The organism is Telluria sp. RB2R28 (genome assembly GCF_059685835.1).
Genome location: NZ_JCASIK010000001.1, coordinates 737117 through 761404, shown reverse-complemented (window position 1 = coordinate 761404; position 24288 = coordinate 737117). Strand labels below are relative to the sequence as shown.

The window sequence follows — 24288 nt, the reverse complement described above, 5'->3', positions numbered from 1 at the left end:
CGCCCAGTTTCGATAAAGAGATAAGCATGCCGAGCAGACAAGACATTTTGAACGCCAAAATTCTGGTGGTAGACGATTCGCCCGACAATATCGAGCTGATGGAAGAGATATTGCGCGAAGAAGGCTACACCTGCGTCAGCTCGACCATGCTGCCGGAGCAGGTGTGCCCGCTCCATCGCGAACACAACTACGATCTGATTCTGCTCGACCTGCAAATGCCGGGGTTGAATGGTTTCCAGGTCATGAAGGGCCTCAAGGAAATTGAACAGGGTGGCTATCTGCCCGTTCTGGCCCTGACGGCCCAGCCAAGTTTCAAGATCGCCGCGCTCGAAGCAGGCGCCCGCGACTTCATCAGCAAGCCGTTCGACCTGCTCGAGGTGCACAAGCGCATCCATAACATGCTCGAAGTACGCCTGCTGTACAAGGAACTGGCCCAGTACTCGAAGGCCCAGCAGGAACTCGCACTGCATGACGCCCTCACCGGTTTGCCGAACCGTCGCTTGCTCGAAGACCGCATCGAGACAGCGCTGCAGCACGCCAACCGCACCCATGCCAAGGCCGCGATCATGTATCTCGACCTGGATGGCTTCAAGGCGATCAACGACACCTATGGCCATGCGTATGGCGACGAGATCCTGAAAGCCGTATCGCAGCGTCTGCTGGCGAGTTCGCGCAAGGAAGACACCGTTGCCCGCCTGGGTGGCGATGAATTCATGGTCGTGCTCGGCGATATCCACGGCCTGCCCGACGCGCAGGGCCCGGCGGCCAAGCTGGTCGAGGCGTTGTCAGAACCGTTCTTCATCAACGACCTGACGCTGCGCCTGTCGACGTCGATCGGCATCAGCATCTATCCCGACGACGCTGAATCGGTCGATGCCCTGATCAATATCGCCGATTACGCGCTGTACGAAGCCAAGCGCGCCGGCAAGAACCGTTTCTGCTCGCCGGCGGCCAACCGCCAGGCGGCGTCCAAGACCAGCGGCGCGCCAGTACCGGCGCCAGTGCCCGAACTGGCAACGCCGCATCGCTGATACGTCACCTTCTTTCAGCTGACTAAAGACCGGGGCTCTCGCGCAAGCGAGCGCCCCGGTATGCTTTTGCGTTGGCTGCGCCAATAAAAAAAACAGGCCACGGAACCTGCGTTCCGTGGCCTGCTCCATCCTGCTCTGCCGTGTGCTTAACGCTTTTCGGCTGGCGGGCAATCGCGAATGGTGCTCGTTTCTTCGATCGAACGCGCGTGCTGGTGGTCGCGCCCTGCGTCGACCATCTCGGGCGGCACTTCGATGCGGGTGATACCGGCATCGACCGAAATCGGATCGCTGGCCGGGAACGTCATTTCGACGGCATCATCGAGCAAGGTCTCTTCGGCCTGCTCTTTGCTCGACTGCGTCTCGCTACCGGCCAGTGCCTTGATCGCGACAGCGAAGCTGACTGCCTGCAGGCTGGCCAGATCGCCAATGGTCTTCACGCCAAGCGTGTCGGCCAGCGCATTGGCTTGCTGCTCGCCGATGCCGCGCAGTGCCGACAATGGCGCGTCGGCCAGCTCACGGAAACTTTTGCCACGGAACTGCTCATTTACGATGTTATCGATATTCATGGTGTGTCCTCTCTTGTATAACGCTCCCGTCCTCGATGGAACCGGCTAGCTTTCACTATCGCATACCAGCAATAGCACGTATGTGCGGCAGCGAACGTCTTGACTGTCCGCACCATCGAATTCTTTGCTAAATGGCACCGACGTAAAAAAGCCGGCCCCAGGGCGGCCGGCCAGCATGTCAAGTACGCTTCAGACAGTAGCGAGAATTTCGTCGCGGCGGGCCGCCATTTCAGCGCCCATGGCTTGCAGGTCGAGGTCGAGCTTGCGCACTTTCGGGAACATTTCTTCCTCTTCCTCTTCGACGTGGTGCGACACGTATTCGCCCAGCACCTTTACTTTGGCATCATAGTAGTCTTCGTCCGGTTCCATCTCCTGCACCTGTGCGATCAGGTCCTTGGCCGACGCGTGTTCGACAAACGCTTCGTCGAGCATGTCTTCCATTTCCTTCGACGTCTTGCGCAGCGCCGGATAGAAGATTTCTTCTTCGATCGATGTGTGCATGATCAGGGCTTCGCAGATTTCGTTGGCCAGCTTCTTCTTGCTGACGGTGGCGCGCTCGCCCAGTTCTTCAAACTGGTCGAACATGTCTTTCACTTCGTCGTGCTGGCTTTTCAACAGTTCCAGCGCATCCTGCGGGCCGCTCGTCTTTTTGGTCGTTGCTTTGGTCATGGTGTTACCCCCGTATTGTTGGTTGAATGATGACTCGTTGGCCACATTCCCAGAGTGCGCCTGGCGCGTGATCTACACTGTTCGCGACCTCACACTCGGTGAGAACAGAACGAACCGCTCTTGCTGCACCCAATGCGCGACGGATAAATGACAATTGTTGTATGATTTGGGAAACATTTAATTGAGACCCTGATGACTGAACCGGTCCCACCGCATCCCGACCCGGAGCTCGAACGCCTGGTCGCGGCGCGCACTGCTGAACTCTCCGACATGGTGTCCTGGCTGGCCAATAGCTGGGACCAGGAGCGTCGCCAGCTCGCGCGCCAGTTGCACGATAGTCTGGGTTCGTCGATGACGGCCCTGACGATGCACCTTTCCCTGCTCACCCAGCGCCTGCCAGCCGAAGACAAGGCGCTGCGCGACCGCGCCGCGCAGATGAAAGTCCTGCTCGGGGGCGTCATCGAGACCAACCGCCAGATGCAGCTCGCGCTGTGGAACGACAAGCTCGAGTTTCTCGGGTTGCGCACCGCGCTGGCCGAGCTGGTGCCTGAATTCGGCGCCGAGCACGGCATCAAGGCACAAGCCAGCCTGCCCGAAGAAGACGGCGCCTGGTCGCGCGAGCACGCCGTGCTGCTGCTGCGCTGCGCCGAAGAAGGTTTGCGCAATGCCGCGGCGCATGCGCAGGCCACGCGCGTGGACGTGATCCTGGACGACGATGGCGAGATGGCCATGCTGACGGTGCGCGACGATGGCGTCGGTCCCGGCGCCGATGCGCTGGCCGCCGACGAGCGCCATGGCCTGCGCCTGCTGCGCGAACGCGCCCGCACGCTCGGTGGCAACCTGATCCTGGTGCGCACCGAGCAAGGCGGCGCCATGCTGCAAATGACGCTGCCGCGCGAATTGCCGGCCTAGGCGCCGGCAAGGCCGGTACAAACAACAACGGCGGCCAATGGCCGCCGTTGTTGTTTGTAGCCTGCCGACGATCCCGTCAGTGCAGCTTGACCAGCGGTGTGCTGCGCCGGATCAGGAAGCGCGCCACGGCCAGCAGGCCAGTGCGGGTAATGCCCATCACGGCCCGGTGGTGCATCAGGTGCAGGCTGGCGTACATCAGGCGCGCAATGCCGCCCTGCACGAACCAGCTCGCGCCGCGAAGCGAACCCATCAGGCTACCGACACTGGTGTTCTGGCCAACCGACACGAGCGACCCGTAATCGCGGTACTCGTAGGGTTCGGTCAAGGGCGGCTGGCCCTTGTCCATGCGCAGGAAGGTCGTGACGAGATAATCGGCCTGCTGGTGCGCCGCCTGCGCGCGTGGCGGCACCGGCAAGCCGTTGCCGTCGATGCAGACCGCGCAGTCGCCCAGCGACCAGATGGCCTTGGCGCCCTTGACGCGCAGATGCGAATCGACATCCAGGCCGCCGCCGCGTGCGGTCTGCAGGCCGAGCTTGCCGAGCATCTCGGGGGCGCGGATGCCCGCCGCCCACACGCACAAGTCGGCCGGGTACACATTGCCATTGGCGTCGAGCACCTTGTCGCTCTCGATCGCCGTGACGCGGCAATCGCTGACAACGCGGATGCCGCGCTTGTTCAGCAGGCCCAGCGCCGCATTCGACACGCGCTCGGGAAGCGGCGCCAGGATGCGCGGCGCGCCTTCGAGAATGGTGATGCGCACGTCGCGCTTGACGTCCATCCGTGCAAAGCCGTAGCGCGCATACGCGCCCGATGCTTCGCGCAATTCGGCGGCCAGCTCGACGCCGGTCGCGCCGCCACCGATGATGACGACGTCCAGGCCCGTTTCACGGCCCTCTTCGCGTTGCTGCTCGACCGCCAGCATCAGGCGCAGCATGCGCAGGCGGAAGCGTTCGGCGTCTTCGGTCGCATTGAGCGAAATGGAGTGTTCCTGCGCGCCCGGCACGCCGAAGTAGTTCGAGGTGCTGCCGATCGCGATCACGAGCGACGTGTACGCCAGGCGACGCGCCGGCAGCACTTCGTCGTGTTCGGTGGCCGAATACACGGCCCCGATCTCGATCGCCTGGCCGGCCTCGTCCAGCCCGGTCATCGGACCGAGCACGAAATTGAATCCATTGTCGTGCGCGAGCATCGCGTACGACAGACCTTCCTGGTGGATGTCCAGGGTGCCCGCCGCGACTTCATGCAGCGACGGTTTCCAGATGTGGTACAGGCGGCTGTCGACCAGCGTCACCTTTGTCGGGCCGAGTTTACGGCCCAGTTTGCATGCCAGCTCCAGACCGCCAGCGCCGCCACCCACGATCACGATATCGCTACGCAAGCTTGCCTCCTTCTTGATGCCCCAACCGGCAACAACGCCGGCCTGATGGCCATCTGAGATTTTACTACGGCAACGTCTCGCGCGCTGGCCTGTCCCTACATGTGACGAAAAAGCGCCATGAACGGCTGACTGACTGTCAGCGTCTCGGGCCGGTTGCGCAGGCGGATGATGCCCTTGCCGCTGTCGTCGCGCGTGACGCCCGCCACCGCCCGCAGATTGACGATCGTCGAGCGGTGCACCTGCCGGAACATGGCCGGGTCGAGCACCTCGAGCAGGTCGCGGATGGGTTTGCGCAGCAGTGATTCTCCCTCGGCCGTCATCACCACCGTGTACTTCGAATCGGACTGGAAATACGCCACGTCGTCGACCAGGATCAGGCGCGTTTCTACGCCGCGGCTGGCCGTCAGCCAGACCAGCGGCTGGGCGCGCGGCGCCGGCGGCGCGACGCTCTGCAGGCGCGCCAGCAGCGCCGCCAGCTGTGTCGTATCCGCCACACCGCGCGCCAGCCGCTCGCGCACCCGGGCCACGGTCGCGGCCAGCCGTTCGCGCCCGACCGGCTTGAGAAGGTAGTCGACGGCGCCGCGATCAAAGGCGTCGAGCGCGTACTGATCATACGCGGTCACGAACACGATCTCGGTGCGCAACCCCGCCGCCAGCACGCTTGACGCTACCTCGAGGCCGGATAGGCCAGGCATGCGGATATCGAGGAACGCAACCTCGGGCCGGTGGCTGGCAATGGCGTCGAGCGCACTGCCGCCGTCGTCGCAGGCGGCCACGATCTCGAGGTCCGGCCACACCTCGCTCAGCAGCTTGACCAGCTCTTCCTGCAGCAGGAGTTCGTCTTCGGCAATCACGCAACGGGTCATGATCGCACTCCCGCGCCCTGCAGCGCCAGCGGCACCGTGATGGTGGCGGCCACGCCGCTCGGGAAGTTGGCGACGATGGCAAAGCTCGCCATGCTGCCGTAACCGAGGCGCAGGCGCTCGCGCACATTGCGCAGGCCGATGCCGGTGCCGGCTGTCTCGAGCGAGAAGCCGCGGCCGTCGTCGGCCACCGTGACGGCTGCCGCATTGTCGATCGCGCGCGCAAGGATCCAGACGGTGCCGCCGCCAGGCTTGGGTTCCAGCCCGTGCTTGATGGCGTTCTCGACCAGCGTCTGCAGCATCATCGGCGGAAACACGAGTCGGCGCAGTTCCTCCGGCACGTCGACCTGCAGCGCCAGGCGCGGCCCCATGCGGATGGCCAGAATATCCAGATAGGCACGCGCCCGTTCCAGCTCTTCGCCCAGCGTCGACGGCGCATCCTCGGTGCGCGGCAGCGAGTGGCGCAGGTACTGGATCAGGTTACCGAGCATGGCGTCGGCGCGCGCCGGATCGGTGCGCGTAAGCACCTGGGCGCTGGCCAGTGTGTTGTACAAAAAGTGCGGCTCGACCTGGGCGTGCAGCAGGTTCAGGCGCGCCACCGTCAATTCCTTCTCGGTCGCGCTTTCGCGCAGGGCCTGTGTTTCAAGGCGGCGCCGTTCGGCGATGCGGCGCGTGATGGCGCGCACGATGGCGTCGGCGTTTTCCAGGTTGCTGCCCTGGTCGACCAGGAACCAGTCGATCCAGGCCGGGTCTTCCGGTTCGCAAATCAAGGTCACGCTGCCGGCCGCGTCGCCATTGGGCGTGATCGTGGCGCGGATCTGGTTGCGCCAGGTCGACAGGCGGGCCAGCGCGGCGCCAGCCGAGGCATTGCCGCCATACAGATCGGTGCGCTCGACCTTGGCGCGCACCTGCAGGCTGTCGCGGGCGCTGTCGACAGCGGTGACGCCAGGCAGTTCGCGGATCGCGGCGTCGATCATGTCGAACGCTTCGCCGGCCTCGAACGGGATTTCGATCTGGCGCCGCTGGCGGTTTGCCAGCGTGGCCGCGTTCACGGTGCCGGCCAGCAGCCGCACGCGGCGGGTGTGCGAGAACGCGATCAGGAGCACCCAGCCGGCCAGCGAGAACCCGAGCAGCACCACATACGCCTCGATGTCCAGATCGATATCGTGCAGCACGGTTTCACTGATGAAGATACACAGCGTCAGGTACACCGCGCTCCAGGCAACGACCAGGCGACCGTGGTGGAAAAAACTCGACATCATGATGGGCTTTCAAGCGTTGAAGAATGGCGCCAGCATAGGCACGCCATGGTTCGCAAGACAGCATTATGCGACGAAGCCGCGGCTGGGCCGACGAAACTGGCCCCGGCGGCGTTGACGTGGCGTTTGCCAGGCCACTCACCTGACCGTTCCCTCTCTATCAACTGTTACTTCCCAAGGTGGCCGCGACCTCGTACACTGACCTGTATTTACAGCCCATCCATAACCAGTCAGCACCGGATGTCGTTATCCGGAATTCTCGCAGAACATGATGCGCAGTTTTTTTGCGCGCTTCTTGAAGGGATTGAGCGGCATGGCTGACGAACCAGACAACGAGCATGCATGGCTGGTGTCGGTACTGATTCCGGCAAAGGATGAAGCCGGCAATATCGGCCATCTGGTGGACGAAATCCACCACGCCCTCGCTGGGCATCTGACGCACGAGGTCGTGCTGGTGGACGATGGCAGCAGCGACGACACCGGCGCCGTGTTCCTGCAACATTGCCAGCAGTGGAGCATGCCGGCGCGGCTGATCCGCCACGCACACAGTGCCGGCCAGAGCACTGCCTTGTGGACCGCCGCGCGCCACGCCGCCGGGCGTTTTCTCGTCACGATCGATGGCGATTGCCAGAACGACCCGGCCGACATTCCGGCGCTGGTGGCGCAGGGACTCACCCTGAGCGACACGCACCGGCATTTCTGCATTGCCGGCTTTCGCACCGACCGGCGCGACACGCGCTGGAAAAAAATCCAGTCGCGCATTGCCAACGCCGTGCGCCGCCGCATCCTCGACGACGGGGTGCCCGATACCGGCTGCGGCCTCAAGCTGGTGCCGCGCGCCACCTGGCTGTGCCTGCCCTATTTCGACCACATGCACCGGTTCGTGCCGGCGCTGGTCAAGCGCCTGGGCGGCGTGATCGCCATCGTGCCAGTGCGCCATCGCCACCGTACTGCCGGCGTGTCGAAATATACGGCCTGGAACCGGCTGTGGGTGGGCATCGTCGACATGTGGGGCGTGAGCTGGCTGATCCGCCGCAGCAAGCTGCCGCTGATCGACCGCATGGAAGTGCGGCAGTGAAACCCGCGCTGGCCCTGCTGGTCAAACCGCTGCTGCTAACTAGCGTGCTGACGCTCGGCTTCGTCTCGCTCCATTTCCAGTGGTGGGGGTCGTTTACCGAACTGGAACTCCTCAACCATTTGTTCGAGCGGCACTGGGCGGTTGCCTGGCCCGTGTTCGCGATCACCGGCATCATCTACACCGCGCTTGGCGGTCCGCGCCAGGTACTCGCCTTTGCCTGCGGCTGCGTCATCGGTGGCGTGCCGGGCGCGTTGCTGAGCACTCTGCTGACCGGCTTTGGCGCCCTGCTGGCAATCTGCTGCGTGCGCCACATCGGCACGGCCTGGGCCAGCACCCGCTATGGCGACTGGGTCACCATCATCCGCCAGTTGCTGGCCCGCGACACCTGGCTGTGGATCTGCACGCTGCGGCTGATGCCGGTCGGCAGCAACCTGGCCACCAATATTGCCGTGGGGCTGGCCCGGCTGAGCATGCCGGCAGTGTTCTGGGGCAGCCTACTTGGCTACCTGCCGCAAATGCTGCTGTTCAGCTTTGCCGGCGCAGGCCTGGCCTCGCACGACGAACAGCAGCTTTGGTTCGGCCTGCTGACGCTGGCGCTGTCCACGGCGCTCGCGCTGTACCTCTACCATCACGGCTTCAAGCAGCGTCTGCAGCACATCCGGGGACAAATGCATGCCACGCCCGCACACCGGCAACCTTGATCAGGCCCCAAGCTGGTGGCCGTGGCTTGTCGGGCTGACGCTCATTGCGCTGTTCGCGGGCATCGGGTTGCGCGCGCCCTGGCCAGCCGATGAGCCGCGCTTTGCTCAGGTCGCACGCGAAATGGTGGAATCGGGCCAGTGGCTGTTTCCCACGCGGGGCGGCGAATTCTATCCGGACAAGCCACCCGTCTTCATGTGGCTGATCGCCGTCTTCTATCAACTGACCGGACACCTGAAGATCGCGTTTCTGCTGCCCAGCGCATTGGCGGGGCTGGGGACGTTGGGGCTGGTATTCGACCTGGGGCGCCGCTTGTGGGGCGACCACGTCGCGCGCTCCGCCGTGCTGATCCTCGTATTCACGCCGCAATTCCTGCTGCAGGCCAAGGGCGCGCAAATCGACACCGTGCTGTGCTTCTGGATCACGCTCGGCTGCTATGGGCTGGTCCGCCACTTTCTGGTCGGCCCCGCCTGGGGCTGGTATGCCGCCAGCTGGGTAGCGATGGCACTGGGCATCATGACCAAGGGCGTCGGGTTTCTCCCGGCACTGATGCTGATCCCGCTGGCCATCTGGCGCCGCCGCTTTGATGAACCCGGGCACCAGGCCTGGCGCCTGTGCGCATGGTGGGGGCCCGTCCTGATGCTGCTCACGCTCGCGCTGTGGCTGGCGCCGATGTGGCTCACGGTCGAGCGTGTGCACAGCCCCGAATTGCTGGCCTACCGCGACAATATCCTGTTCAGGCAGACCGCCGAGCGCTACGCCAATGCGTGGCACCACATCCAGCCGTGGCACTACTACCTGACGACTGCGTTGCCAACGATGTGGTTTCCGCTGGTCGTGCTGTTCGTACTGCGGCTACGCGTCATCATCGACCTGTGGCCGCATGACGCAGCGCTACGCGTCCTGCTGAGCTGGGTTGTACTCGTGCTGCTGTTCTTTTCACTCAGTCCCGGCAAGCGCGAGGTCTATATCCTGCCTGCGCTACCGATGTGCGCGCTGGCGCTCGCCTGCGTGTGGGAGCAGACGCCGGCCGCGGGCCGCCGCGCCGCATCAGTGCTGTTGCGCACAGTGCTCGTGCTGATGGGCGTGCTCCTGATAGCGCTGGCGGGCGTCGCATGGCTGGCGCCCCACCGGCTGCCGGCCCGGGCGGATGACTATGCCGAGGCCGTCGCGGCACTGGCGCCCGGTGTGCTGCTGCTGGGGCTGGCGCTGGCCGGCATCCCCCTGCTGCTGCGCACGCGCGCCCTGTTCGAGCAACTGGCGCTGGCCAGCCTGCTGACCTGGCTGTGCATCGCCTTCTGGCTATGGCCGACACTCGACCCGCATCGCACGCCGCGCGCCGTCCTGCAGGAACTTGAGCGCCAGATTGCACCAGGGACGCAGGTCGGCATGCTGGAGTTCAAAGAACAGTTCCTGCTGTTTGCCGACCGGCCGCTGGTGCATTTCAGTTATCTGGCGCCACTGGCGCAGCAAGAGTCAAGCGCATGGCACTGGATGCGCGCCGATCCTGCTCGCGTGCTGCTGGTGCCCGACCATCTGGCGCTGCGCTGCTTCGATCTGACGCGACAACGCGTGCTTGGCCAGGCCCATCGGCGCGACTGGGTCATGCTTGATGCCACGTCGCTGCGTGAACGCTGCGACGGGCCAGTCGACCACGCACCGTATCGCTATGTTCCCGTCAGGAAGGACATCCTGTCGTAAGGGGCCACCGCGCAACCGGAACTGTGCCGACAGGCGCCGGTCCGGCGTATGATGGTGGTCTGCTACCCGGAGGATTCATCATGCAACTACGCACTTATTCCGCCGCAGTACTGACCATCGCCTGCCTGATGCTGGGCGGCTGCCGCGAACACAATGCGCCGGCCCAGCCGATCGCCCCGACCGCGCAAGGCGCCTCGCACACGCCGGCGTCGTCCTGATCCTGCACGGACGGGCGCGCCGCCCCGCCGCGTCGCCTTCGCTGCGTGCCAATGATCGCCATGCCGGCGCCGGCAGGTTACACTGCGGCCTGTCCATTTTTCGTCGCAAGGTGTCCTGCCCATGTCGTTTGCTTCCCTCGGCCTGATCGAGCCGATCGTCCGCACCCTGGACGCCCTCGCCTACCACACGCCCACCGCCGTCCAGGAGCAGGCGATTCCCGCCATCCTGGCTGGCAACGACGTGATGGCCGCCGCCCAGACTGGCACCGGCAAGACCGCCGGCTTCACGCTGCCGATCCTGCAGCGTCTCGTGATGGGCGGCAAGGTCGGCAACAACGCGGCGCGCGCGCTGATCCTGGTGCCGACCCGCGAACTGGCCGAACAGGTGCACGAAAGCGTGCGCACCTATGCTGAAGGCTTGCCGCTGCGCTCGATGGTCGCTTATGGCGGCGTCAGCATCAATCCGCAGATGATGACGCTGCGCAAGGGCGTGGACGTACTCGTCGCCACGCCGGGGCGCCTGCTCGACCTGCACCGGCAGAACGCGGTGCACTTTAATGAAGTGAAAACGCTGGTGCTGGACGAAGCCGACCGCATGCTCGACCTGGGCTTCGCGCGCGAACTGGACAACATCCTCAAACTGCTGCCGAAGAAGCGCCAGACGCTGCTGTTCTCGGCAACGTTCTCGGACCCGATCCGCGCACTGTCGAACCAGATGCTGCGCGAACCGGTGCGCATCGAGGCAACGCCGCGCAACACGACCGTCGCTGCGATCCGCCAGTGGGTGATCCCGGTCGACAAGAAACGCAAGGCCGCGCTGTTCGTGCACCTGCTCGAACGACGCGACTGGACGCAGGTGCTGGCCTTCGCCCGTACCCGCAAGGGGGTCGATGAGCTGGTCGGGCTGCTCGAATCCAAAGGCATCCCGGTCGACTCGATCCACGGCGACAAGCCGCAGCCTGCGCGCCTGCGCGCGCTCGACCGTTTCAAGGCGGGCGAGGTACGCGTGCTGATCGCCACCGACGTCGCTGCGCGCGGCATCGACATCGATGACCTGCCGGCCGTGATCAATGTGGATTTGCCGATCGTGGCCGAGGACTATGTGCACCGCACCGGACGCACGGGCCGCAAGGGCGCCAGCGGCGAAGCGGTGTCGCTGGTGTGCGCCGACGAAGTCGAGCAACTGGCGGCAATCGAAGTGCTCACGCGCCAGACGCTCGAACGTGTGGAAGAGCCGGGCTATGCGCCCGAACATCGCGTGCCGCAGACCGATGCAAAGGGTCAGATCGTCAAGAAGCCAAAAAAGCCGAAGAAGCCGAAGGGCAATGCGCCGGTGGTCAGCGAGGACGTGCGCTTTCGGCGTTGAGAGCGCCTGATAACACCGTTTAGCATACCGCCAACGGATGAGCGAGCAGGCAAGCGAGAGAAACGCCTGATGGATGCCTGCCCGTCGCTCATGTCGTGTGCGCAGTCTGCGAAAGCGGTGTAGCCAACGCAAGGCGCGCTTGACGACCCGCCGCCATCGGGCGAGTCGTTCGCGCGACTCTACGCCATCGCGCGCGATTCCAGCTGCAATGCTCCGATGGCGCAACCAAGCCGAATGGGCTCTCGAAGCATACGCTCGATCGGCATGCAGCTTACCTGGGCGTTTTCAGGCACGGCCAGCTCGTCCTTTCACTGCCGGACAGGTCTCCAGGAAGTAGTGCTCGCGCTGGCATTAGTCTGTCTACGAATGTGGCCGCTATGTTAGTGCCGGACTGACGCTGGGTCGGCCAGCTATCGCCCCAGAGCAGACCTTGCGCGCGGAATCTACCGAGCATATTCCTCACAAACACCATCGTTGAGACTATAACTCAAGGCGACTGCATAACCGTCTGCGGAGTACCGGGTAATCAGAAGCCCGCTCGATGTGTCGTAGGTTCCGCCATTCAAGGCGTGATCGATGAAGCACACCTCTAAATCTTCGATCCCATCCCTGTTGACGTCCCTTCGAGCGACGATTTTCAGTTCGTACAACCATTCACCGGGAGTTTCAAACACAAGAGCATCCGCAGTGGCCTTGCTCGGCTTCATACCGAAATCAGTGAATGTGCGCAGCGCGGGAGAACGACGTGGCCCGAAGGAGCTTCGAATACTGGCCAAGTCGAACTTGTCCGCTAAAAAGAGGCTGAGCTCCTTCTTAGGGAAATAGCTCACAAGAGGGGCCGCTTCTACAGTACTCGTCAGGGCCACAAATGCCAAGATGCAGGAGGCGATGAGAATTGTCATCAGTAACTTCCCAAAATTGAGAATGGAGGAAGGTCCACTCCTGGCCGATCTCGGCCGTTCGGTCCAGCATAGCAGGTTGCCAAGTCGGGAAAATCGCAGACTATCACGAAGGGCAGCACCCGAGCCGAAGCGGACGTCGAGAGATCGGGCGAAAACCGATGTCTATCCCTGCGCTCCAGATTACTTCTGCCACGGGTACCTCTGGATCACCATGTGCGTTCCTAGGCGCTGGTGCCGGAACCACTCCTCCAGCTCTGGAAAAAGACATAATAGTTCGTCTACGACATGGGCTGCGGGACGTGGCTGGTGTCGTAGCACGACTCGCCGAAAGAAAGAACGGTCCTGACGAAACCAAGCACGTGTTTGGGAACCTTTCTTTGGGTGCAGGCGGCCAGACAACGAACCCATGTAGGAAAGCACTCTGTCGGGCGGAATCTGTTCGCCAAAGTGGACCGCGCCGCTTGTCGAGCAGTGCCCAAAGTTCACTATGAAGCGCGGCCTGCCATATTTCTCCCATTGAAGGTCGAATACGTCTACCCGTTCAGCAGTAATACGGCGGAAGTCGACGCTGAACGGACTGTGCGTCATATCAATCTGGAACCCATGCTCGGCGACAAACGGATAGAAGCGATTCTTCGATTCCCGACGCAGGTCTGTAGTTTTGCCCATGCCTGATCTTTCCTCATCTGCCCAGCATATCCCAACAGCGCTGGCGAAGTTTTTGTTTCCGCTTTTAGAAAGTACGAACTTCCGCTTCTGGCCGAACCCGGCCGGTCAAGCCAACATAGCAGGTTGACAGGTTGAAAATTCAGCGGTGACCGCGACATGCCGGAACCGACCCAAACCAGCCATTCGCGCCTGTGAATGCTTTCGCTAAGCTGTCCCCTTAATCGGGAGCTACCGATATCAGGAGGTCGGCAATGACGTCAGCCCGGAGTGGGCCATCCACGAGTTCGGCGAATTCACGCATTCGGTTTCGCAGCTCGACCATGCGTGGAGTAGGCTCAGGTTGCGTAGCCCAGGCGAGTTTGGACGGCCATTGGGCATACGCAAAATAGTGGTCATCGGTGGACCGATGCAAACGCGAACCTAGACCGCCTCGCTCGTCGCGTACAAGTTTGGTGAGTTCCAGCCAGGCCTGCTCGAAGTCTCGCTCATGGCCAGAGGCTACCTTCCATCTGAAGTAAATTACGTGCATATCATCCTGTCGAGTTGTGGCCGAACCATTCTGCTCGCAAGTGGATACCAAAGGACCGCTCTTGGCCGAAGCCGGACGGTCGGTATGGCTAACTGCCCGACCATGTTGCCGCCAAAGCAAGCAACAGTTTTGTCAGGCGTTCTGAGCCGGCATCGCGCCGCGCCCGGATCAGCCGCCGCTGCGCGCGGGCACCAGGCCGCGCCTGCGCGTCAGGCCCCGTTCGCACAGCGCGCCGGCGGCATACAGCAGCACGAAGGCCGGCGTGACGAACAGGCCGTACGCGTCGGGCCACGACAGGAATTCAATGGCGCGGCCCAGGCCCAGCGCCTGCACCACGACCAGTTGGGCGGTAATCGGCAACTGCAGGAAGACCAGCTGCGACGCATCGTCGCCAGCGCCGAGCGACACAATGCCGACGCAGGCCAGGATGAACACGGCATACGGGGCGCACAACAACAAACCGAGTCGGGACATCGCAGGAGCAGGGTCGGGCCCTGTTGGCAAGGAGCGGTACGAATCGTCACGACGTGACAGGGCGACAAACACCGCCACCTTAACACCGCAGCACAGCCCAAAATCCTCCGAATGTCACATGCCGCGCGAAACGATTAACGTAATGCGAGGCGCATATTCCGGGTGCCGTCCTCACGATCAATCGTCACCTCGAAGCCCAGTTTTTTCACCATCGCGACGATGCGCGAATTTTGCGGCAGCGCTTCGCCGACGATCTCGCCGGTGCCGCGCGCGCGGCAATACCGGATCAGCTTTTCCATCATGATGCGACCCAGCCCCATGCCTTTGAGGTCCGAACGCACGGTGACGGCGAATTCGGCGCTCGTGTTGTCGGGGTCGGCCACGACACGGGCGACCGCCAGCGTCTCGAACACCCCGTCCGCATTCTTGCGGGTGGCGATGAAGGCCATCTCGCGGTCGTAGTCGATCTGCGTGAAGCGCGCCAGCTGCGACGGCTGCAGCTCGCGGATGCGCACGAACATCCGGTAGCGCACGTCGTCGGGCGTGAGCGCGTCGAAGAACGCCAGGTGCGCCGGGCCGTCTTCGGGGCGGATCGGGCGCAGCAGCAGCGGCGCGCCCTGCCACTCGATCGTCTCTTCCAGTTCGCGTGGATAGGGACGGATCGCGAGCCGGTCGAGCGTGCTGCCCGAGCGGTCGGCCAGCGCCAGCCGCATGCGCGCGTCGAGCACGATCGCGCCGCGGCTGTCGACCACGAGCGGGTTGATGTCCAGCTCGACGATTTCGGGAATATCCGAAATCAGGCGCGATACCTGGATCAGCACCGCCAGCACGGCGTCGAGATTGGCGGCCGGCCGGTTGCGGTAGCCGGCCAGGAGGCGCGCCACGCGCGTGCGGTCGACCAGGTCGCGCGCCAGCACCAGGTTCAGCGGCGGCAGGCCGACCGAATAATCATCGAGTACCTCGACCGCCACGCCGCCCTGGCCAAACACCAGCACCGGCCCGAAGACCGGGTCGAGCGCGGCGCCGACGATCAGTTCATGGCCGTGCGTGCGGCGGCACATGGCCTGCACCGAAAAGCCGTCGAAGCGCGCCTGCGGAAACAACTCGCCGAGCCGCGCGCGCATGCGCAGCGCCGCGGCGCGCACGGCGTCTTCCGAGTCGAGGTCGAGCGTCACGCCGCCGACGTCGGACTTGTGCATCACGTCGGGCGTCAGGATCTTGACGGCGACCGGGAACCCGATCGCGCGCGCCGCTGCGACGGCCGCGTCGGCGTCAACGGCGGCGCGCGTCTCGACCAGCGCCAGGCCATACGCGCGCAGGATCGCCTTGGTCTCGGGATCCGACAGCAAGAGGCGCTTGGCGGCGATCGCCTCGCGCACCAGCGCGCGCGCGGCGCTGCGGTCGGGCGCCATATGGCCCGCCATCGACGGCGGCACTTCCATCAGCAGGTTCTGGTTGCGCCGGTAGTTCACCAGTTGCAGGAAGCCGTTGACGCCGTCTTCGGGCGTGCGGTACGTGGGCATGCGCGCCTCGGCCGCAATGGCGCGCGCGGCCACGACCGAGGCGCCGCCCAGCCAGCACGACAGGATCGGGCGCGAAGCGGCGCGCGCCAGCGGCGCAATCGCATTGGCGACGTCGCGGCTGTCGACGGTCGCGGTCGGTGAATGCACGATCAGTACGGCGTCGACCTGCGGGTCGGCCAGCAGCACGTCGAGCGCTGCGGCGTAGCGCTCGGGCGGCGCGCCGCCCAGCAGGTTCACCGGGCTGGCACGCACCGAATTGCCGGGCTGCGCACCGTTCCAGCCGGCCGGCAGCACGGCATCGAGCCGCATGACCGATTCGGGCGACAGCGTCGCTGCCACGCCACCGCCATAACGCAGCGCGTCGCGCGCCAGCACGCCCGGCCCCAGGCCGTTGCTGACGATGGCCAGGCGCTCGCCATGCAGCACGCGCGCATAGGCCAGCGTCTCGACCGCCGCGAACAGCTGCTCGGTCGTGTGTACACGCAGCATGCCGGCGCGCCGGATCGCGGCGTCGAACACGTCGTCCTCGGTGGCCAGCGCGCCGCTTTCGCTGGCCGCCGGCCGGGCGCCGTCGGTATCGCTGCGCGACTTGAGCACGATCACGGGCTTGCTGCGCGCGGCGGCGCGCGCCGCTGACATGAATTTGCGCGCGTAGCGCAGCTGGTCGACATACAGCAGGATCGCGCCGGCATTGCCATCGCTGGCCAGGTGATCGAGCACGTCGCCCAGGTCGACGTCCACGGAGTCGCCCAGCGAGATGAAGTGCGAAAAGCCGATCCCGCGCGTACGCGCCCAATCGAGTACGCCCGTCATCAGCGAACCGGATTGCGAGACGAAGGCAATCCGTCCCGGCAGTGCGCCGCTGTGGGCCACGCTGGCGTTCAGGCCCAGGCCAGGGACCAAAAGGCCCGCGCTGTTCGCGCCCAGAAGACGCAGCAGATAGGGGTGCGCCGCGTCGAGCGTGGCCTGGCGCAGGCTGCGCCCCCGTGCATCGCGCCCGCGCGCCAGGCCGCTGGTGAGCACCACGGCGGCGCGCGTGCCACGCTCGCCCAGCTGGCGCACCAGTTGCGGCACGGTGGCGGCCGGCGTGCAAATGACAGCCAGGTCGGGCGCCTCGGGCAAGTCGGCCACGGTGGCGTAACACGGCAAGTCGTCCAGCTGCTTGTATTTGGGATTGACGGCGAACAGCTTGCCCTTGAAGCCGCCGCCCTGCAGATTGGCCAGCAGCGTGGCGCCCATGCTGCCCGGGCGCGCCGAGGCGCCAATCAGCGCGACCGACCGCGGCGCAAACAGGTGCTGCAGGTTACGGACGCTCATGAAAGCACCGGGGAAGTGCGCGGCATGGCCGGGCGGTTCAGGTAGCGGGCGGCATGCGACATGGATGGGACCTTTGCGTCAGTGGCGTCATTAACACCAGCATACCGCCACGGCGCCCTGCAGCGCGCACAAAATCCGCGCCGCAGCTAGCGGAAGGCGAACACGGCGCCGATGCGCCGCTCGGGCAGCGCCCGCAGTTCGGCCGAACAAGCGAGCAATTCGCGCATCAAGCCATCGGCCAGACCCTGCGTATGACAGGCCACCACGTGGGCATCGAAGGCCACGTCGGCCATGCAGCTGCGCATGTGCTGCGCTTCAGGCAGCTCACACAGCGCGATGGCCGCCAGCATGTCGTCGGACGCCGGCGGCAGCACCGCGTAGAAACGCAGGCGGAACTGGCGATCGAGCAGCATGCTGCCGTTCAGAAAACGGTCGGCACCAACGTCGAACAGCACGTGCGCGATGACTTCGGCCGCCCTGCCCGCCACTTCTTCCCGGTTCTTCCTGCGTCGCAGAGCGAGCAGCCGCTCGATCAACACCATGCCTGCCCTTGCCATTGAATTATCATTGAATCAACCTGGCATGCTATCAGCCGCGCCCCTTGCCCCGCAAGGTTTCCGGCGGCCTTCATGACAGCAGTGTTGCGCGGACGCCATGCTAGAATTACCGCGTGAATTCAACCGTCCATGTCTGTCTGCGCCGCGCGCTCGTGTGGCTGCTGCTGCTGGCGATTCCCTTCCAGGGCATCGCTTCGGCAGGCATGCTGGCGTGCACACATGCGGCCATGCAGCACGGCGCCGTGACTACCGTGAGCGCGCCGCACCACATGGCCGCCGGGGCGGGTCACTGCCACGATGCCGGCCCACAGGTTGCCACGGCCACCGACCATGCGCCGACGGACCACGACCAGGAGCGCTGCAGCGCCTGCGCCGCCTGTTGCATCGGCGCCGCCATGGCCGGCGCACCAACGATTCCCGCCGCGCCCCAGACCTTGTCGACCCGGCTGATCGAGGCAGCCACCGGCCGCCCCGAGGCAGTCGACCTCGCGTTACCCGAACGACCTCCCCGCTTCCCGCTCGCCTGAATCAGCACACCACCGCGCCACGCTGGCGCGGCATCACTGCATTTCACCGAACGAGGAACCATGTCGACCTTTACCCGACCACAGCTGCTGCTGGCCTGCGTGCTGACCTGCGCCTGCGTCCTGACGCCTGCCGTAGCGCAGAGCGGCCACGGCGCCACCCCGGCCGCGAGCGCCACCGACCCGGACGCCGCCGTCCCGGAAACCCGCTACCAGCCAGCGTACGTGCCACCGGCACGCGCCGCCGCAACCACCACGCCTGACCGCACCTGGCAGGAACACAACCGCATTGTGGCGGCCCAGCCCGGCCATGACGCGCATGCAGGCCATGGCAAGCCGGTGCCCGATCCACATGCGCACAGCGGCCATGGCAAGCCGGCCCCTGATCCGCACGCGCACCACCACGCCCCTGTTCCAGCACAGCCAGACCACAAGGAGCACCACTGATGGCAAGTCCAATTTCATGGCATGCGACGCTGGCCCTGAGCCTGGGCGTGCTGCTGGCCGGCTGCGCCAGCGTCGCTCCCGAGCGCGCCTTCGAAGCCAGCGCTGCTGCGGCGCAGGCACGCACGGGCGTGGATGCGCGCCTGCTGCGCAGCGATGCCGACCGCCAGGCCTTGCAGGGCGAGATCGACACGCTGCTGCAGGCGCCGCTGACGCAGGACGCGGCCGTGCGCATCGCTGCGCTGAACCACCCGGGCCTGCAGGCCACCTACTGGGAAGCCGGCATTGCCCAGGCCGACGTGGCCCAGGCCGCGCGCCTGCGCAATCCGGGCTTCGGATTCTCGCGCATGGACGGTGGCGGCAACCGGGAAACCGAACGCTCGGTGTCGATCGACCTGGCGGGCCTGCTCACCATGCCGCTGCGCCAGCGCATGGCCGCGCGGCGCCTTGACGAAACGACGCTGCGCGTGGCCGCCGCCATCGAGCACCACGTCAACGCCACCCGGCGCGCCTGGATCGAGGCTGTGGCGGCGCGCCAGGCCGTGGCCTACGCGCGTCAGGTGGCCGACGCCGCCGACGCGTCGAGCTCACTGATGGCGCGCATGACCCAGGCCGGCAATGCCAGTGCGCTGGACCTGGCGCGCGAGTCCGCCTTCCACGCCGAAGCCGGCGCCGGCGTACTGCGCGCCGACCGCCTGGCCAACGCCGCGCGCGAACATCTGACGCGCCAGCTCGGCCTGTGGGGCGCGCAAGCGAGGTACACGCTGCCCGAGCGCTTGCCCGACCTGCCGGCGGCGCCCGCCGAACTGGCCGGCATCGAGCGCACGGCGCTGAGCCAGCGCCTGGACGTGCAGGCCGCGCGCGCCGCCGCCAGCGGCACCGCCGCCGACCTGGGCCTCACGCGCACCACGCGCTTTGTCAATGTGCTCGACCTGGGCTATGCGGACAAGCGCGAGACGGGCGAGCCAAAGAGTGATGGCTACGAGATTGGCCTGGAGCTGCCACTGTTCGACTGGGGTGGCGCCCGCGTGGCGCGCGCCGAAGCGGTATACATGCAGTCGCTCGGCCAGGTCGCGGCCGTCGCGGTCAATGCCCGCAGCGAAGCGCGCGCGGGCTACCTCGGCTACCGCGCCAGCTACGACGTGGCGCGTCACTACCGCGACCAGGTGATCCCGCTGCGCAAGCAGATCGCGGACGAGACGCTGCTGCGCTACAACGGCATGCTGGCCAGCCCGTTCGAGCTGCTGGCCGACGCGCGCGAACAGGCTGGGGCGGTCCACGCCACCATCGAGGCGCTGAAGGATTTCTGGCTGGCCCAGGTTGACCTGGAAACCGCCATCGGCACGCGCCTGCCGGCGCCGTCGACCACTGATACGAAGGACACTCCACAATGACCAACCGCAGATCGTTCCTGACTGGCGCCGGCGCCGGCATTACGGCACTGGGTGCCTCGCTCGTGAGCCGCGCCGGCGCGGCGTCGCTGCCGGAAGCCCCGACCCACACGTCGAGCGCCACCGCCGCGCCACTGGCCCCGACGGGCGGGCGCCCGTACAACCCCGTCGTCACGCTCAACGGCTGGACGCTGCCGTGGCGCATGAAGGACGGCGTCAAGGAATTCCACCTGGTGGCCGAACCGGTCGTGCGCGAATTCGCGCCCGGCATGCAGGTCAATCTGTGGGGCTACAACGGCCAGAGTCCGGGCCCGACCATCGAAGTGGTCGAGGGCGACCGGGTGCGCATCTTTGTCACCAACAAGCTGCCCGAGCACACGAGCGTGCACTGGCACGGCCAGTTGCTGCCGTGCGGGATGGATGGCGTGACGGGCCTGACCCAGCCCGGCATCCAGCCCGGCAAAACGTTCGTCTACGAATTCGTCGCGCGCCATGCGGGCACCTTCATGTACCACCCGCACGCTGACGAGATGCAGCAGATGGCGATGGGGATGATGGGTTTCTGGGTCACGCACCCGAAGAACCCGCGCCAGCACGCCGTCGATCGCGATTACGTGATGCTGCTGTCGTCGTACGACATCGAACCGGGCAGCTATACCCCGCGCACCAACACGATGCTCGACTTCAACCTGTGGACCATCAACAGCCGCGTGTTCCCGGGCCTGGACCCGATGGTCGCGCGCCTGGGCGACAAGGTACGCATTCGCGTTGGCAACCTGACGATGACGAACCACCCGATCCACCTGCATGGACACCGCTTCGAGGTCGCTGGCACCGATGGCGGCTGGGTGCCGAAGTCGGCGCGCTGGCCCGAGGTGACGACCGACGTCGCCGTCGGCCAGATGCGCGCCATTGAGTTCGTGGCCGATGCGCCGGGCGACTGGGCCTTCCACTGCCATAAATCGCACCACACGATGAACGCGATGGGCCATGACGTGCCAACGCTGATCGGCGTCGACCATCGGGGCGTGGCCGAGAAGATCAACAAGCTGGTGCCCGGCTATATGGTTATGGGCGACAAGGGCGGCTCGATGGGCGACATGAAAATGCCGCTGCCGGCCAACACGCTGCCGATGATGAGCGGCGACGGCCCGTTCGGCAACCTGGAGATGGGCGGCATGTTCACGGTGCTCAAGGTGCGCGAAGGCCTCAAACGCGGCGATTACAGCGACCCTGGCTGGTACCGGCATCCGGCCGGCACGGTCGCGCGCGAATGGACGGGTGATGGGGCTGGCACGCTACCGCCAGCGCCACGCGCACCCGACGCCCGCCCGGCGCCGGCGCCGGCCGGCCAGGCCATGGATGCGCGCAAGCCCGGCGCAAAGGACATGACGGGGCACGAGCACCATTAACCTGCTGCAGGCGCCTCGGGCGCCTCGGACACCTCAGGCACCTTGCGCAGCAGCGCGATCAGCTGCTGCGGTGCGACCGGTTTCGTGAAGTGCTCGTCGAAGCCGGCCGCCAGCGAGGCGGCCCGGTCTTCCTTTCTGCCGCGCCCCGTCACGGCCACCAGGTAGGGGCGCGGCGCATCCTGGGCCAGCATGCCCGCCAGTTCCAGCCCATCCATATGCGGCATGCCCAGGTCGAGCACCGCGATCCGGGCCGGCCGTTCACGGTGCAGGCGCAGCGCTTCTGCGCCATCGTGCGCCACCATCACAGTGGCGCCTTCGGAACGCAGCAGCCAGGCCAGCGATTCCGCCGCATCCACATTGTCGTCGGCCACCAGAATATGCTTGCCCAGCGCAGCGCCGTCAGGCACGGGAAGCACCTCACCCGGCGCCATGGCCGGCTCCTCGCACAGGTGCAGGCGCACGAGGAAGGTCGCGCCGTGGCCCGGACCGTCGCTGTCGGCCCGGATGCTGCCGCCATGCAGCTCGACGAAGCCCTTGGCCAGCGACAAACCGATCCCCAGGCCGCCCTGCGCCAGGTGACTGGCGCTGCCGGCCTGCACGAACGGATCGAACACGCGTTCGAGCATGTCGGGCGCCAGCCCCACGCCGCTGTCGGCCACCCAGGCCACGGCCTGGTTGTCTTCGCGCCGCAAGCCCAGCTCGAGACCGCCGCCGGGCGGCGTGTACTTGGCCGCATTCGTGATCAGGTTGGCGAACACCTGCGTCAGGCGCAGCGGATCGGCGTCGACCCAGAGCGGTTCGTCGGCCACACGCAGCGCCACCTGGTGGCGCCCGGCCTCGATCAGCGGCATGCTCGTTTGCAGCGTTTCGCGCAGCAAGCGGCCCAGGTCCACGCGCACGCGGCGCAGTTCGATCTTGCCGCGGCTGATGCGCGATACGTCCAGCAGGTCGTCGAGCAGGCGCGCCATCTGGTCGGTCTGGCGCGCCACCATGGCCGCGATCCATTCGATGCGTTCCGGCGCCAGCGCCTTGCTGCGCAATAGTGAGGCCGCATTGGCGATCGGCGCGAGCGGATTGCGCAGCTCGTGCGCCAGCGTGGCGATATAGACGTCCTTGCGCCCGTCGGCCTCGCGCAGGCTGTGCATCGCCGCTTCGCGCTCGGACACGTCCAGCACCAGCGAGAACACAGTCTGGATCTCGCCTGCCTCGTCGACCAGCACCGAGTTGTACCATTCGCAGCACAGCGCGCGCCCATCGCGGGTGCGGTTGCGGTTGGCCGACTTGGCGTAGCGCGTGCCGGAGTTGATCAGGCGCGCAATCATCGTGTCGACCTGGTTGGCGTCGCCCTCGTGGATCATGCCGATGCCGTCGATCCGCTGGCCGATGGCCTCGCCTGCGGACCAGCCGAACAATTCTTCGGCGCGGCGGTTCCACAGCGTGATGACCAGGTCGCGGTCCCATTCGATCACGGCCAGCGGAGTGTTCTCGATCAGGTAGCGGGTCTGGTCCAGCGCCCGTGCCAGCGCTGCACTGGCCTCGGTGCGCTCGGTGATGTCGTCGATGACGATCACGGCGGAGGCCAGTTCGGCGGCGCTCTCGCGCAGCGGCGCGCCGCTGACCGCGTACACACGGCGCGCGCCGCCCTGCACGCTCTCGATCATGGCATCGTCAAAGGCCCGGCCGCCGATTGCGCGTGCGACCGGTTCGCAGATCAGCTCCAGCATGCCCTTGACGCCGTCGGCCCCGAAGTGGCGCGCCATCTGCGTAGCCTGGTCGTTCGCCATCACGCAGCGGCCCTGGGCATCGACGATCAGCACACCGTCGGGCAACTGGCGCAACACGGTGCCGAGCAGGCTTTGCCACTGCGCGTGGGCACGCGTTTCAATCATTTCCTGGAACGTCGCATGCAGGCGCGCATGCAGCGCGATATTGTCGATCACCAGCGCGCCCAGCACGAACAGCGACGTGGACAGTCCGTACACGCGACCCGCATAGAAACCGAGGTCGTAGAGACCACTATTGAACACGCAGGACAGGCCCACTTCGAACACCCATGCCGCCATCGCCACCGTCAGCCAGACATCGAGCACGGTGCGCGGGCGCTTTTGCACCGTGGCGTACAGCACGTAGACCGACAGCGCAAGTATCGCCGCCGAGATGCCATGGTAGAGCGGCAAGGTACGCGTGCCGTCGATCAGCCTGGGCAGATACGGCGCGCCGGTCGTGCCAACCAGCACCAGCAGCGACACGAACAGCGCGGTCAGCAGCGCGCCGATGCGCATGAAGTGTGGCGGCAGCGGCGCCCCGGCCAGGCGCCCGCGCGCGCTGCGCGAATAGCCGAGCACGAACAGCGGATACAGCGCGTGCCAGGCCGCGTGCAGCCAGGCGGAGGTCTGAAGATTCCCGCCGAGGACGCCTTTGTCACCGAGCAGGCCGTGGAACGTGAGCATGTGGGCGCCGGCGATCAGCGCCGTGAACAGATAGCCGAGCGCAAGAATGCCCAGGGCCAGCGAGCGCCGCGTGTGGACATGACCGAGCAGCAGGATGCCGGTGACGAAATTACTGGCGATCAGTGTCGACAGATAGATCGGCAGGAATTCCGGCGCATGTGGCAAGGGCACGCCGGCTGCCGGCACCAGGACCGCAAACAGCAGCCCCAGTGCCGCCAGCACCATGACGGCCCAGCGCAGCTGGGCGCTGCCCGGCGGATGCTTGACCAGGTCGATCGGTTCTGCGAGCACACCATCTCTCATGAGGATTCCGCTGACGAGGTCTGTCGGAGATGCACAGTTTTCTGTATTGTTCT

At 65.7% G+C, this 24288-nt stretch carries 23 protein-coding genes; 11 read left to right on the top strand and 12 right to left on the bottom strand.

Translation table 11 applies throughout. The annotated features are described in order from the left end of the window. Positions 1 to 26 precede the first annotated feature (26 nt). Complete coding sequence (locus AC56LV_RS03445) at positions 27 to 1031, top strand: response regulator (RefSeq protein WP_499556049.1); 1005 nt, start codon at positions 27 to 29, stop codon at positions 1029 to 1031. A gap of 146 nt (positions 1032 to 1177) precedes the next feature. On the opposite strand, the gene AC56LV_RS03440 is transcribed toward AC56LV_RS03445, so the two are convergent. Then, complete coding sequence (locus AC56LV_RS03440) at positions 1178 to 1597, bottom strand: hypothetical protein (RefSeq protein ID WP_499556048.1); 420 nt, start codon at positions 1595 to 1597, stop codon at positions 1178 to 1180. A gap of 189 nt (positions 1598 to 1786) precedes the next feature. Continuing rightward, the gene (locus tag AC56LV_RS03435; RefSeq protein WP_499556046.1) at positions 1787 to 2266 is read right to left on the bottom strand and encodes a hemerythrin domain-containing protein; all 480 of its coding nucleotides are present in this window, start codon (positions 2264 to 2266) and stop codon (positions 1787 to 1789) included. Between the two features lie 192 nt (positions 2267 to 2458). Between AC56LV_RS03435 and AC56LV_RS03430 the strand changes: the two genes are divergently transcribed. Further along, the gene (locus AC56LV_RS03430) at positions 2459 to 3178 is read left to right on the top strand and encodes a sensor histidine kinase (protein WP_499556044.1); all 720 of its coding nucleotides are present in this window, start codon (positions 2459 to 2461) and stop codon (positions 3176 to 3178) included. Between the two features lie 76 nt (positions 3179 to 3254). Here the strand turns inward: AC56LV_RS03430 and AC56LV_RS03425 are convergent, their stop codons facing one another. From AC56LV_RS03425 to AC56LV_RS03415, 3 genes are all read right to left on the bottom strand, one after another. Next, positions 3255 to 4556 carry an NAD(P)/FAD-dependent oxidoreductase gene (locus AC56LV_RS03425; protein ID WP_499556042.1) on the bottom strand — a complete coding sequence of 434 codons (1302 nt, stop codon included), beginning with the start codon at positions 4554 to 4556 and terminating at the stop codon, positions 3255 to 3257. Positions 4557 to 4651: 95 nt separating this feature from the next. Next, positions 4652 to 5422 (bottom strand): LytR/AlgR family response regulator transcription factor, encoded by a 771-nt coding sequence (locus tag AC56LV_RS03420; protein WP_499556040.1) that lies wholly within the window; start codon positions 5420 to 5422, stop codon positions 4652 to 4654. Continuing rightward, entirely contained in the window at positions 5419 to 6681 is a 1263-nt protein-coding gene (locus AC56LV_RS03415) for a sensor histidine kinase (protein WP_499556038.1), read from the bottom strand. Before AC56LV_RS03415 ends, AC56LV_RS03420 begins: the two co-directional genes overlap by 4 nt. A 310-nt stretch (positions 6682 to 6991) precedes the next feature. Between AC56LV_RS03415 and AC56LV_RS03410 the strand changes: the two genes are divergently transcribed. The 5 genes from AC56LV_RS03410 to AC56LV_RS03390 all read left to right on the top strand — a co-directional run bounded on the left by AC56LV_RS03410 (position 6992) and on the right by AC56LV_RS03390 (position 11740). Further along, positions 6992 to 7756, top strand: a complete 765-nt coding sequence (locus AC56LV_RS03410) for a glycosyltransferase family 2 protein (protein ID WP_499556036.1) — start codon at positions 6992 to 6994, stop codon at positions 7754 to 7756. Further along, a complete protein-coding gene (locus AC56LV_RS03405; protein WP_499556035.1) occupies positions 7753 to 8457 on the top strand; it encodes a TVP38/TMEM64 family protein in 705 nt (234 codons plus the stop codon). The genes AC56LV_RS03410 and AC56LV_RS03405 overlap by 4 nt, the downstream gene beginning before the upstream one ends. Then, positions 8429 to 10156: an ArnT family glycosyltransferase gene (locus tag AC56LV_RS03400; RefSeq protein ID WP_499556033.1), complete on the top strand. Its 1728-nt coding sequence runs from the start codon at positions 8429 to 8431 to the stop codon at positions 10154 to 10156. Before AC56LV_RS03405 ends, AC56LV_RS03400 begins: the two co-directional genes overlap by 29 nt. 80 nt (positions 10157 to 10236) lie before the next feature. Further along, complete coding sequence (locus tag AC56LV_RS03395; RefSeq protein WP_499556031.1) at positions 10237 to 10374, top strand: hypothetical protein; 138 nt, start codon at positions 10237 to 10239, stop codon at positions 10372 to 10374. 121 nt (positions 10375 to 10495) lie between these two features. Next, positions 10496 to 11740: a DEAD/DEAH box helicase gene (locus tag AC56LV_RS03390; protein ID WP_183551455.1), complete on the top strand. Its 1245-nt coding sequence runs from the start codon at positions 10496 to 10498 to the stop codon at positions 11738 to 11740. 443 nt (positions 11741 to 12183) lie between these two features. Here the strand turns inward: AC56LV_RS03390 and AC56LV_RS03385 are convergent, their stop codons facing one another. The 6 genes from AC56LV_RS03385 to AC56LV_RS03360 all read right to left on the bottom strand — a co-directional run bounded on the left by AC56LV_RS03385 (position 12184) and on the right by AC56LV_RS03360 (position 17711). Then, complete coding sequence (locus tag AC56LV_RS03385; RefSeq protein ID WP_499556029.1) at positions 12184 to 12642, bottom strand: hypothetical protein; 459 nt, start codon at positions 12640 to 12642, stop codon at positions 12184 to 12186. A 180-nt stretch (positions 12643 to 12822) separates the two neighbouring features. Continuing rightward, positions 12823 to 13311, bottom strand: coding sequence for a DUF4304 domain-containing protein (locus AC56LV_RS03380; protein ID WP_499556027.1), 489 nt, complete (start codon positions 13309 to 13311; stop codon positions 12823 to 12825). 217 nt (positions 13312 to 13528) lie between these two features. Next, complete coding sequence (locus AC56LV_RS03375; RefSeq protein ID WP_499556025.1) at positions 13529 to 13840, bottom strand: antibiotic biosynthesis monooxygenase family protein; 312 nt, start codon at positions 13838 to 13840, stop codon at positions 13529 to 13531. A gap of 168 nt (positions 13841 to 14008) precedes the next feature. Next, complete coding sequence (locus AC56LV_RS03370; protein WP_499556023.1) at positions 14009 to 14314, bottom strand: hypothetical protein; 306 nt, start codon at positions 14312 to 14314, stop codon at positions 14009 to 14011. A 134-nt stretch (positions 14315 to 14448) separates the two neighbouring features. Then, the gene (locus AC56LV_RS03365; RefSeq protein ID WP_499556021.1) at positions 14449 to 17154 is read right to left on the bottom strand and encodes a bifunctional acetate--CoA ligase family protein/GNAT family N-acetyltransferase; all 2706 of its coding nucleotides are present in this window, start codon (positions 17152 to 17154) and stop codon (positions 14449 to 14451) included. A 146-nt stretch (positions 17155 to 17300) separates the two neighbouring features. After that, a complete protein-coding gene (locus AC56LV_RS03360; RefSeq protein WP_499556019.1) occupies positions 17301 to 17711 on the bottom strand; it encodes a hypothetical protein in 411 nt (136 codons plus the stop codon). Positions 17712 to 17824: 113 nt separating this feature from the next. Here AC56LV_RS03360 and AC56LV_RS03355 point away from each other — a divergent pair, with 113 nt between their 5' ends. The 4 genes from AC56LV_RS03355 to AC56LV_RS03340 are packed head-to-tail and all read left to right on the top strand — an operon-like array spanning position 17825 to position 21482. Next, positions 17825 to 18238 carry a hypothetical protein gene (locus AC56LV_RS03355; RefSeq protein ID WP_499556017.1) on the top strand — a complete coding sequence of 138 codons (414 nt, stop codon included), beginning with the start codon at positions 17825 to 17827 and terminating at the stop codon, positions 18236 to 18238. Positions 18239 to 18298: 60 nt separating this feature from the next. Then, positions 18299 to 18682, top strand: a complete 384-nt coding sequence (locus AC56LV_RS03350; protein ID WP_499556015.1) for a hypothetical protein — start codon at positions 18299 to 18301, stop codon at positions 18680 to 18682. After that, entirely contained in the window at positions 18682 to 20073 is a 1392-nt protein-coding gene (locus tag AC56LV_RS03345; protein ID WP_499556013.1) for a TolC family protein, read from the top strand. Before AC56LV_RS03350 ends, AC56LV_RS03345 begins: the two co-directional genes overlap by 1 nt. Continuing rightward, positions 20070 to 21482 carry a multicopper oxidase family protein gene (locus tag AC56LV_RS03340; RefSeq protein ID WP_499556011.1) on the top strand — a complete coding sequence of 471 codons (1413 nt, stop codon included), beginning with the start codon at positions 20070 to 20072 and terminating at the stop codon, positions 21480 to 21482. Before AC56LV_RS03345 ends, AC56LV_RS03340 begins: the two co-directional genes overlap by 4 nt. Here the strand turns inward: AC56LV_RS03340 and AC56LV_RS03335 are convergent. Beyond that, on the bottom strand, positions 21479 to 24223 hold the full coding sequence (locus tag AC56LV_RS03335; RefSeq protein WP_499556009.1) for a PAS domain S-box protein: 2745 nt from the start codon (positions 24221 to 24223) through the stop codon (positions 21479 to 21481). The genes AC56LV_RS03340 and AC56LV_RS03335 overlap by 4 nt on opposite strands. Positions 24224 to 24288: the final 65 nt, after the last annotated feature.

Excerpts from the sequence above, each read along its gene's own strand:
- AC56LV_RS03375 (WP_499556025.1), bottom strand. The coding sequence starts at position 13,840 with ATGCACGTAATTTACTTCAGATGGAAGGTAGCCTCTGGCCATGAGCGA.
- AC56LV_RS03410 (WP_499556036.1), top strand. The coding sequence starts at position 6,992 with ATGGCTGACGAACCAGACAACGAGCATGCATGGCTGGTGTCGGTACTG.
- AC56LV_RS03345 (WP_499556013.1), top strand. The coding sequence starts at position 18,682 with ATGGCAAGTCCAATTTCATGGCATGCGACGCTGGCCCTGAGCCTGGGC.
- AC56LV_RS03440 (WP_499556048.1), bottom strand. The coding sequence starts at position 1,597 with ATGAATATCGATAACATCGTAAATGAGCAGTTCCGTGGCAAAAGTTTC.
- AC56LV_RS03365 (WP_499556021.1), bottom strand. The coding sequence starts at position 17,154 with ATGAGCGTCCGTAACCTGCAGCACCTGTTTGCGCCGCGGTCGGTCGCG.
- AC56LV_RS03380 (WP_499556027.1), bottom strand. The coding sequence starts at position 13,311 with ATGGGCAAAACTACAGACCTGCGTCGGGAATCGAAGAATCGCTTCTAT.
- AC56LV_RS03400 (WP_499556033.1), top strand. The coding sequence starts at position 8,429 with ATGCCACGCCCGCACACCGGCAACCTTGATCAGGCCCCAAGCTGGTGG.
- AC56LV_RS03415 (WP_499556038.1), bottom strand. The coding sequence starts at position 6,681 with ATGATGTCGAGTTTTTTCCACCACGGTCGCCTGGTCGTTGCCTGGAGC.
- AC56LV_RS03430 (WP_499556044.1), top strand. The coding sequence starts at position 2,459 with ATGACTGAACCGGTCCCACCGCATCCCGACCCGGAGCTCGAACGCCTG.
- AC56LV_RS03360 (WP_499556019.1), bottom strand. The coding sequence starts at position 17,711 with ATGGCAAGGGCAGGCATGGTGTTGATCGAGCGGCTGCTCGCTCTGCGA.
- AC56LV_RS03395 (WP_499556031.1), top strand. The coding sequence starts at position 10,237 with ATGCAACTACGCACTTATTCCGCCGCAGTACTGACCATCGCCTGCCTG.
- AC56LV_RS03420 (WP_499556040.1), bottom strand. The coding sequence starts at position 5,422 with ATGACCCGTTGCGTGATTGCCGAAGACGAACTCCTGCTGCAGGAAGAG.
- AC56LV_RS03435 (WP_499556046.1), bottom strand. The coding sequence starts at position 2,266 with ATGACCAAAGCAACGACCAAAAAGACGAGCGGCCCGCAGGATGCGCTG.
- AC56LV_RS03445 (WP_499556049.1), top strand. The coding sequence starts at position 27 with ATGCCGAGCAGACAAGACATTTTGAACGCCAAAATTCTGGTGGTAGAC.
- AC56LV_RS03350 (WP_499556015.1), top strand. The coding sequence starts at position 18,299 with ATGTCGACCTTTACCCGACCACAGCTGCTGCTGGCCTGCGTGCTGACC.
- AC56LV_RS03385 (WP_499556029.1), bottom strand. The coding sequence starts at position 12,642 with ATGACAATTCTCATCGCCTCCTGCATCTTGGCATTTGTGGCCCTGACG.
- AC56LV_RS03370 (WP_499556023.1), bottom strand. The coding sequence starts at position 14,314 with ATGTCCCGACTCGGTTTGTTGTTGTGCGCCCCGTATGCCGTGTTCATC.
- AC56LV_RS03390 (WP_183551455.1), top strand. The coding sequence starts at position 10,496 with ATGTCGTTTGCTTCCCTCGGCCTGATCGAGCCGATCGTCCGCACCCTG.
- AC56LV_RS03340 (WP_499556011.1), top strand. The coding sequence starts at position 20,070 with ATGACCAACCGCAGATCGTTCCTGACTGGCGCCGGCGCCGGCATTACG.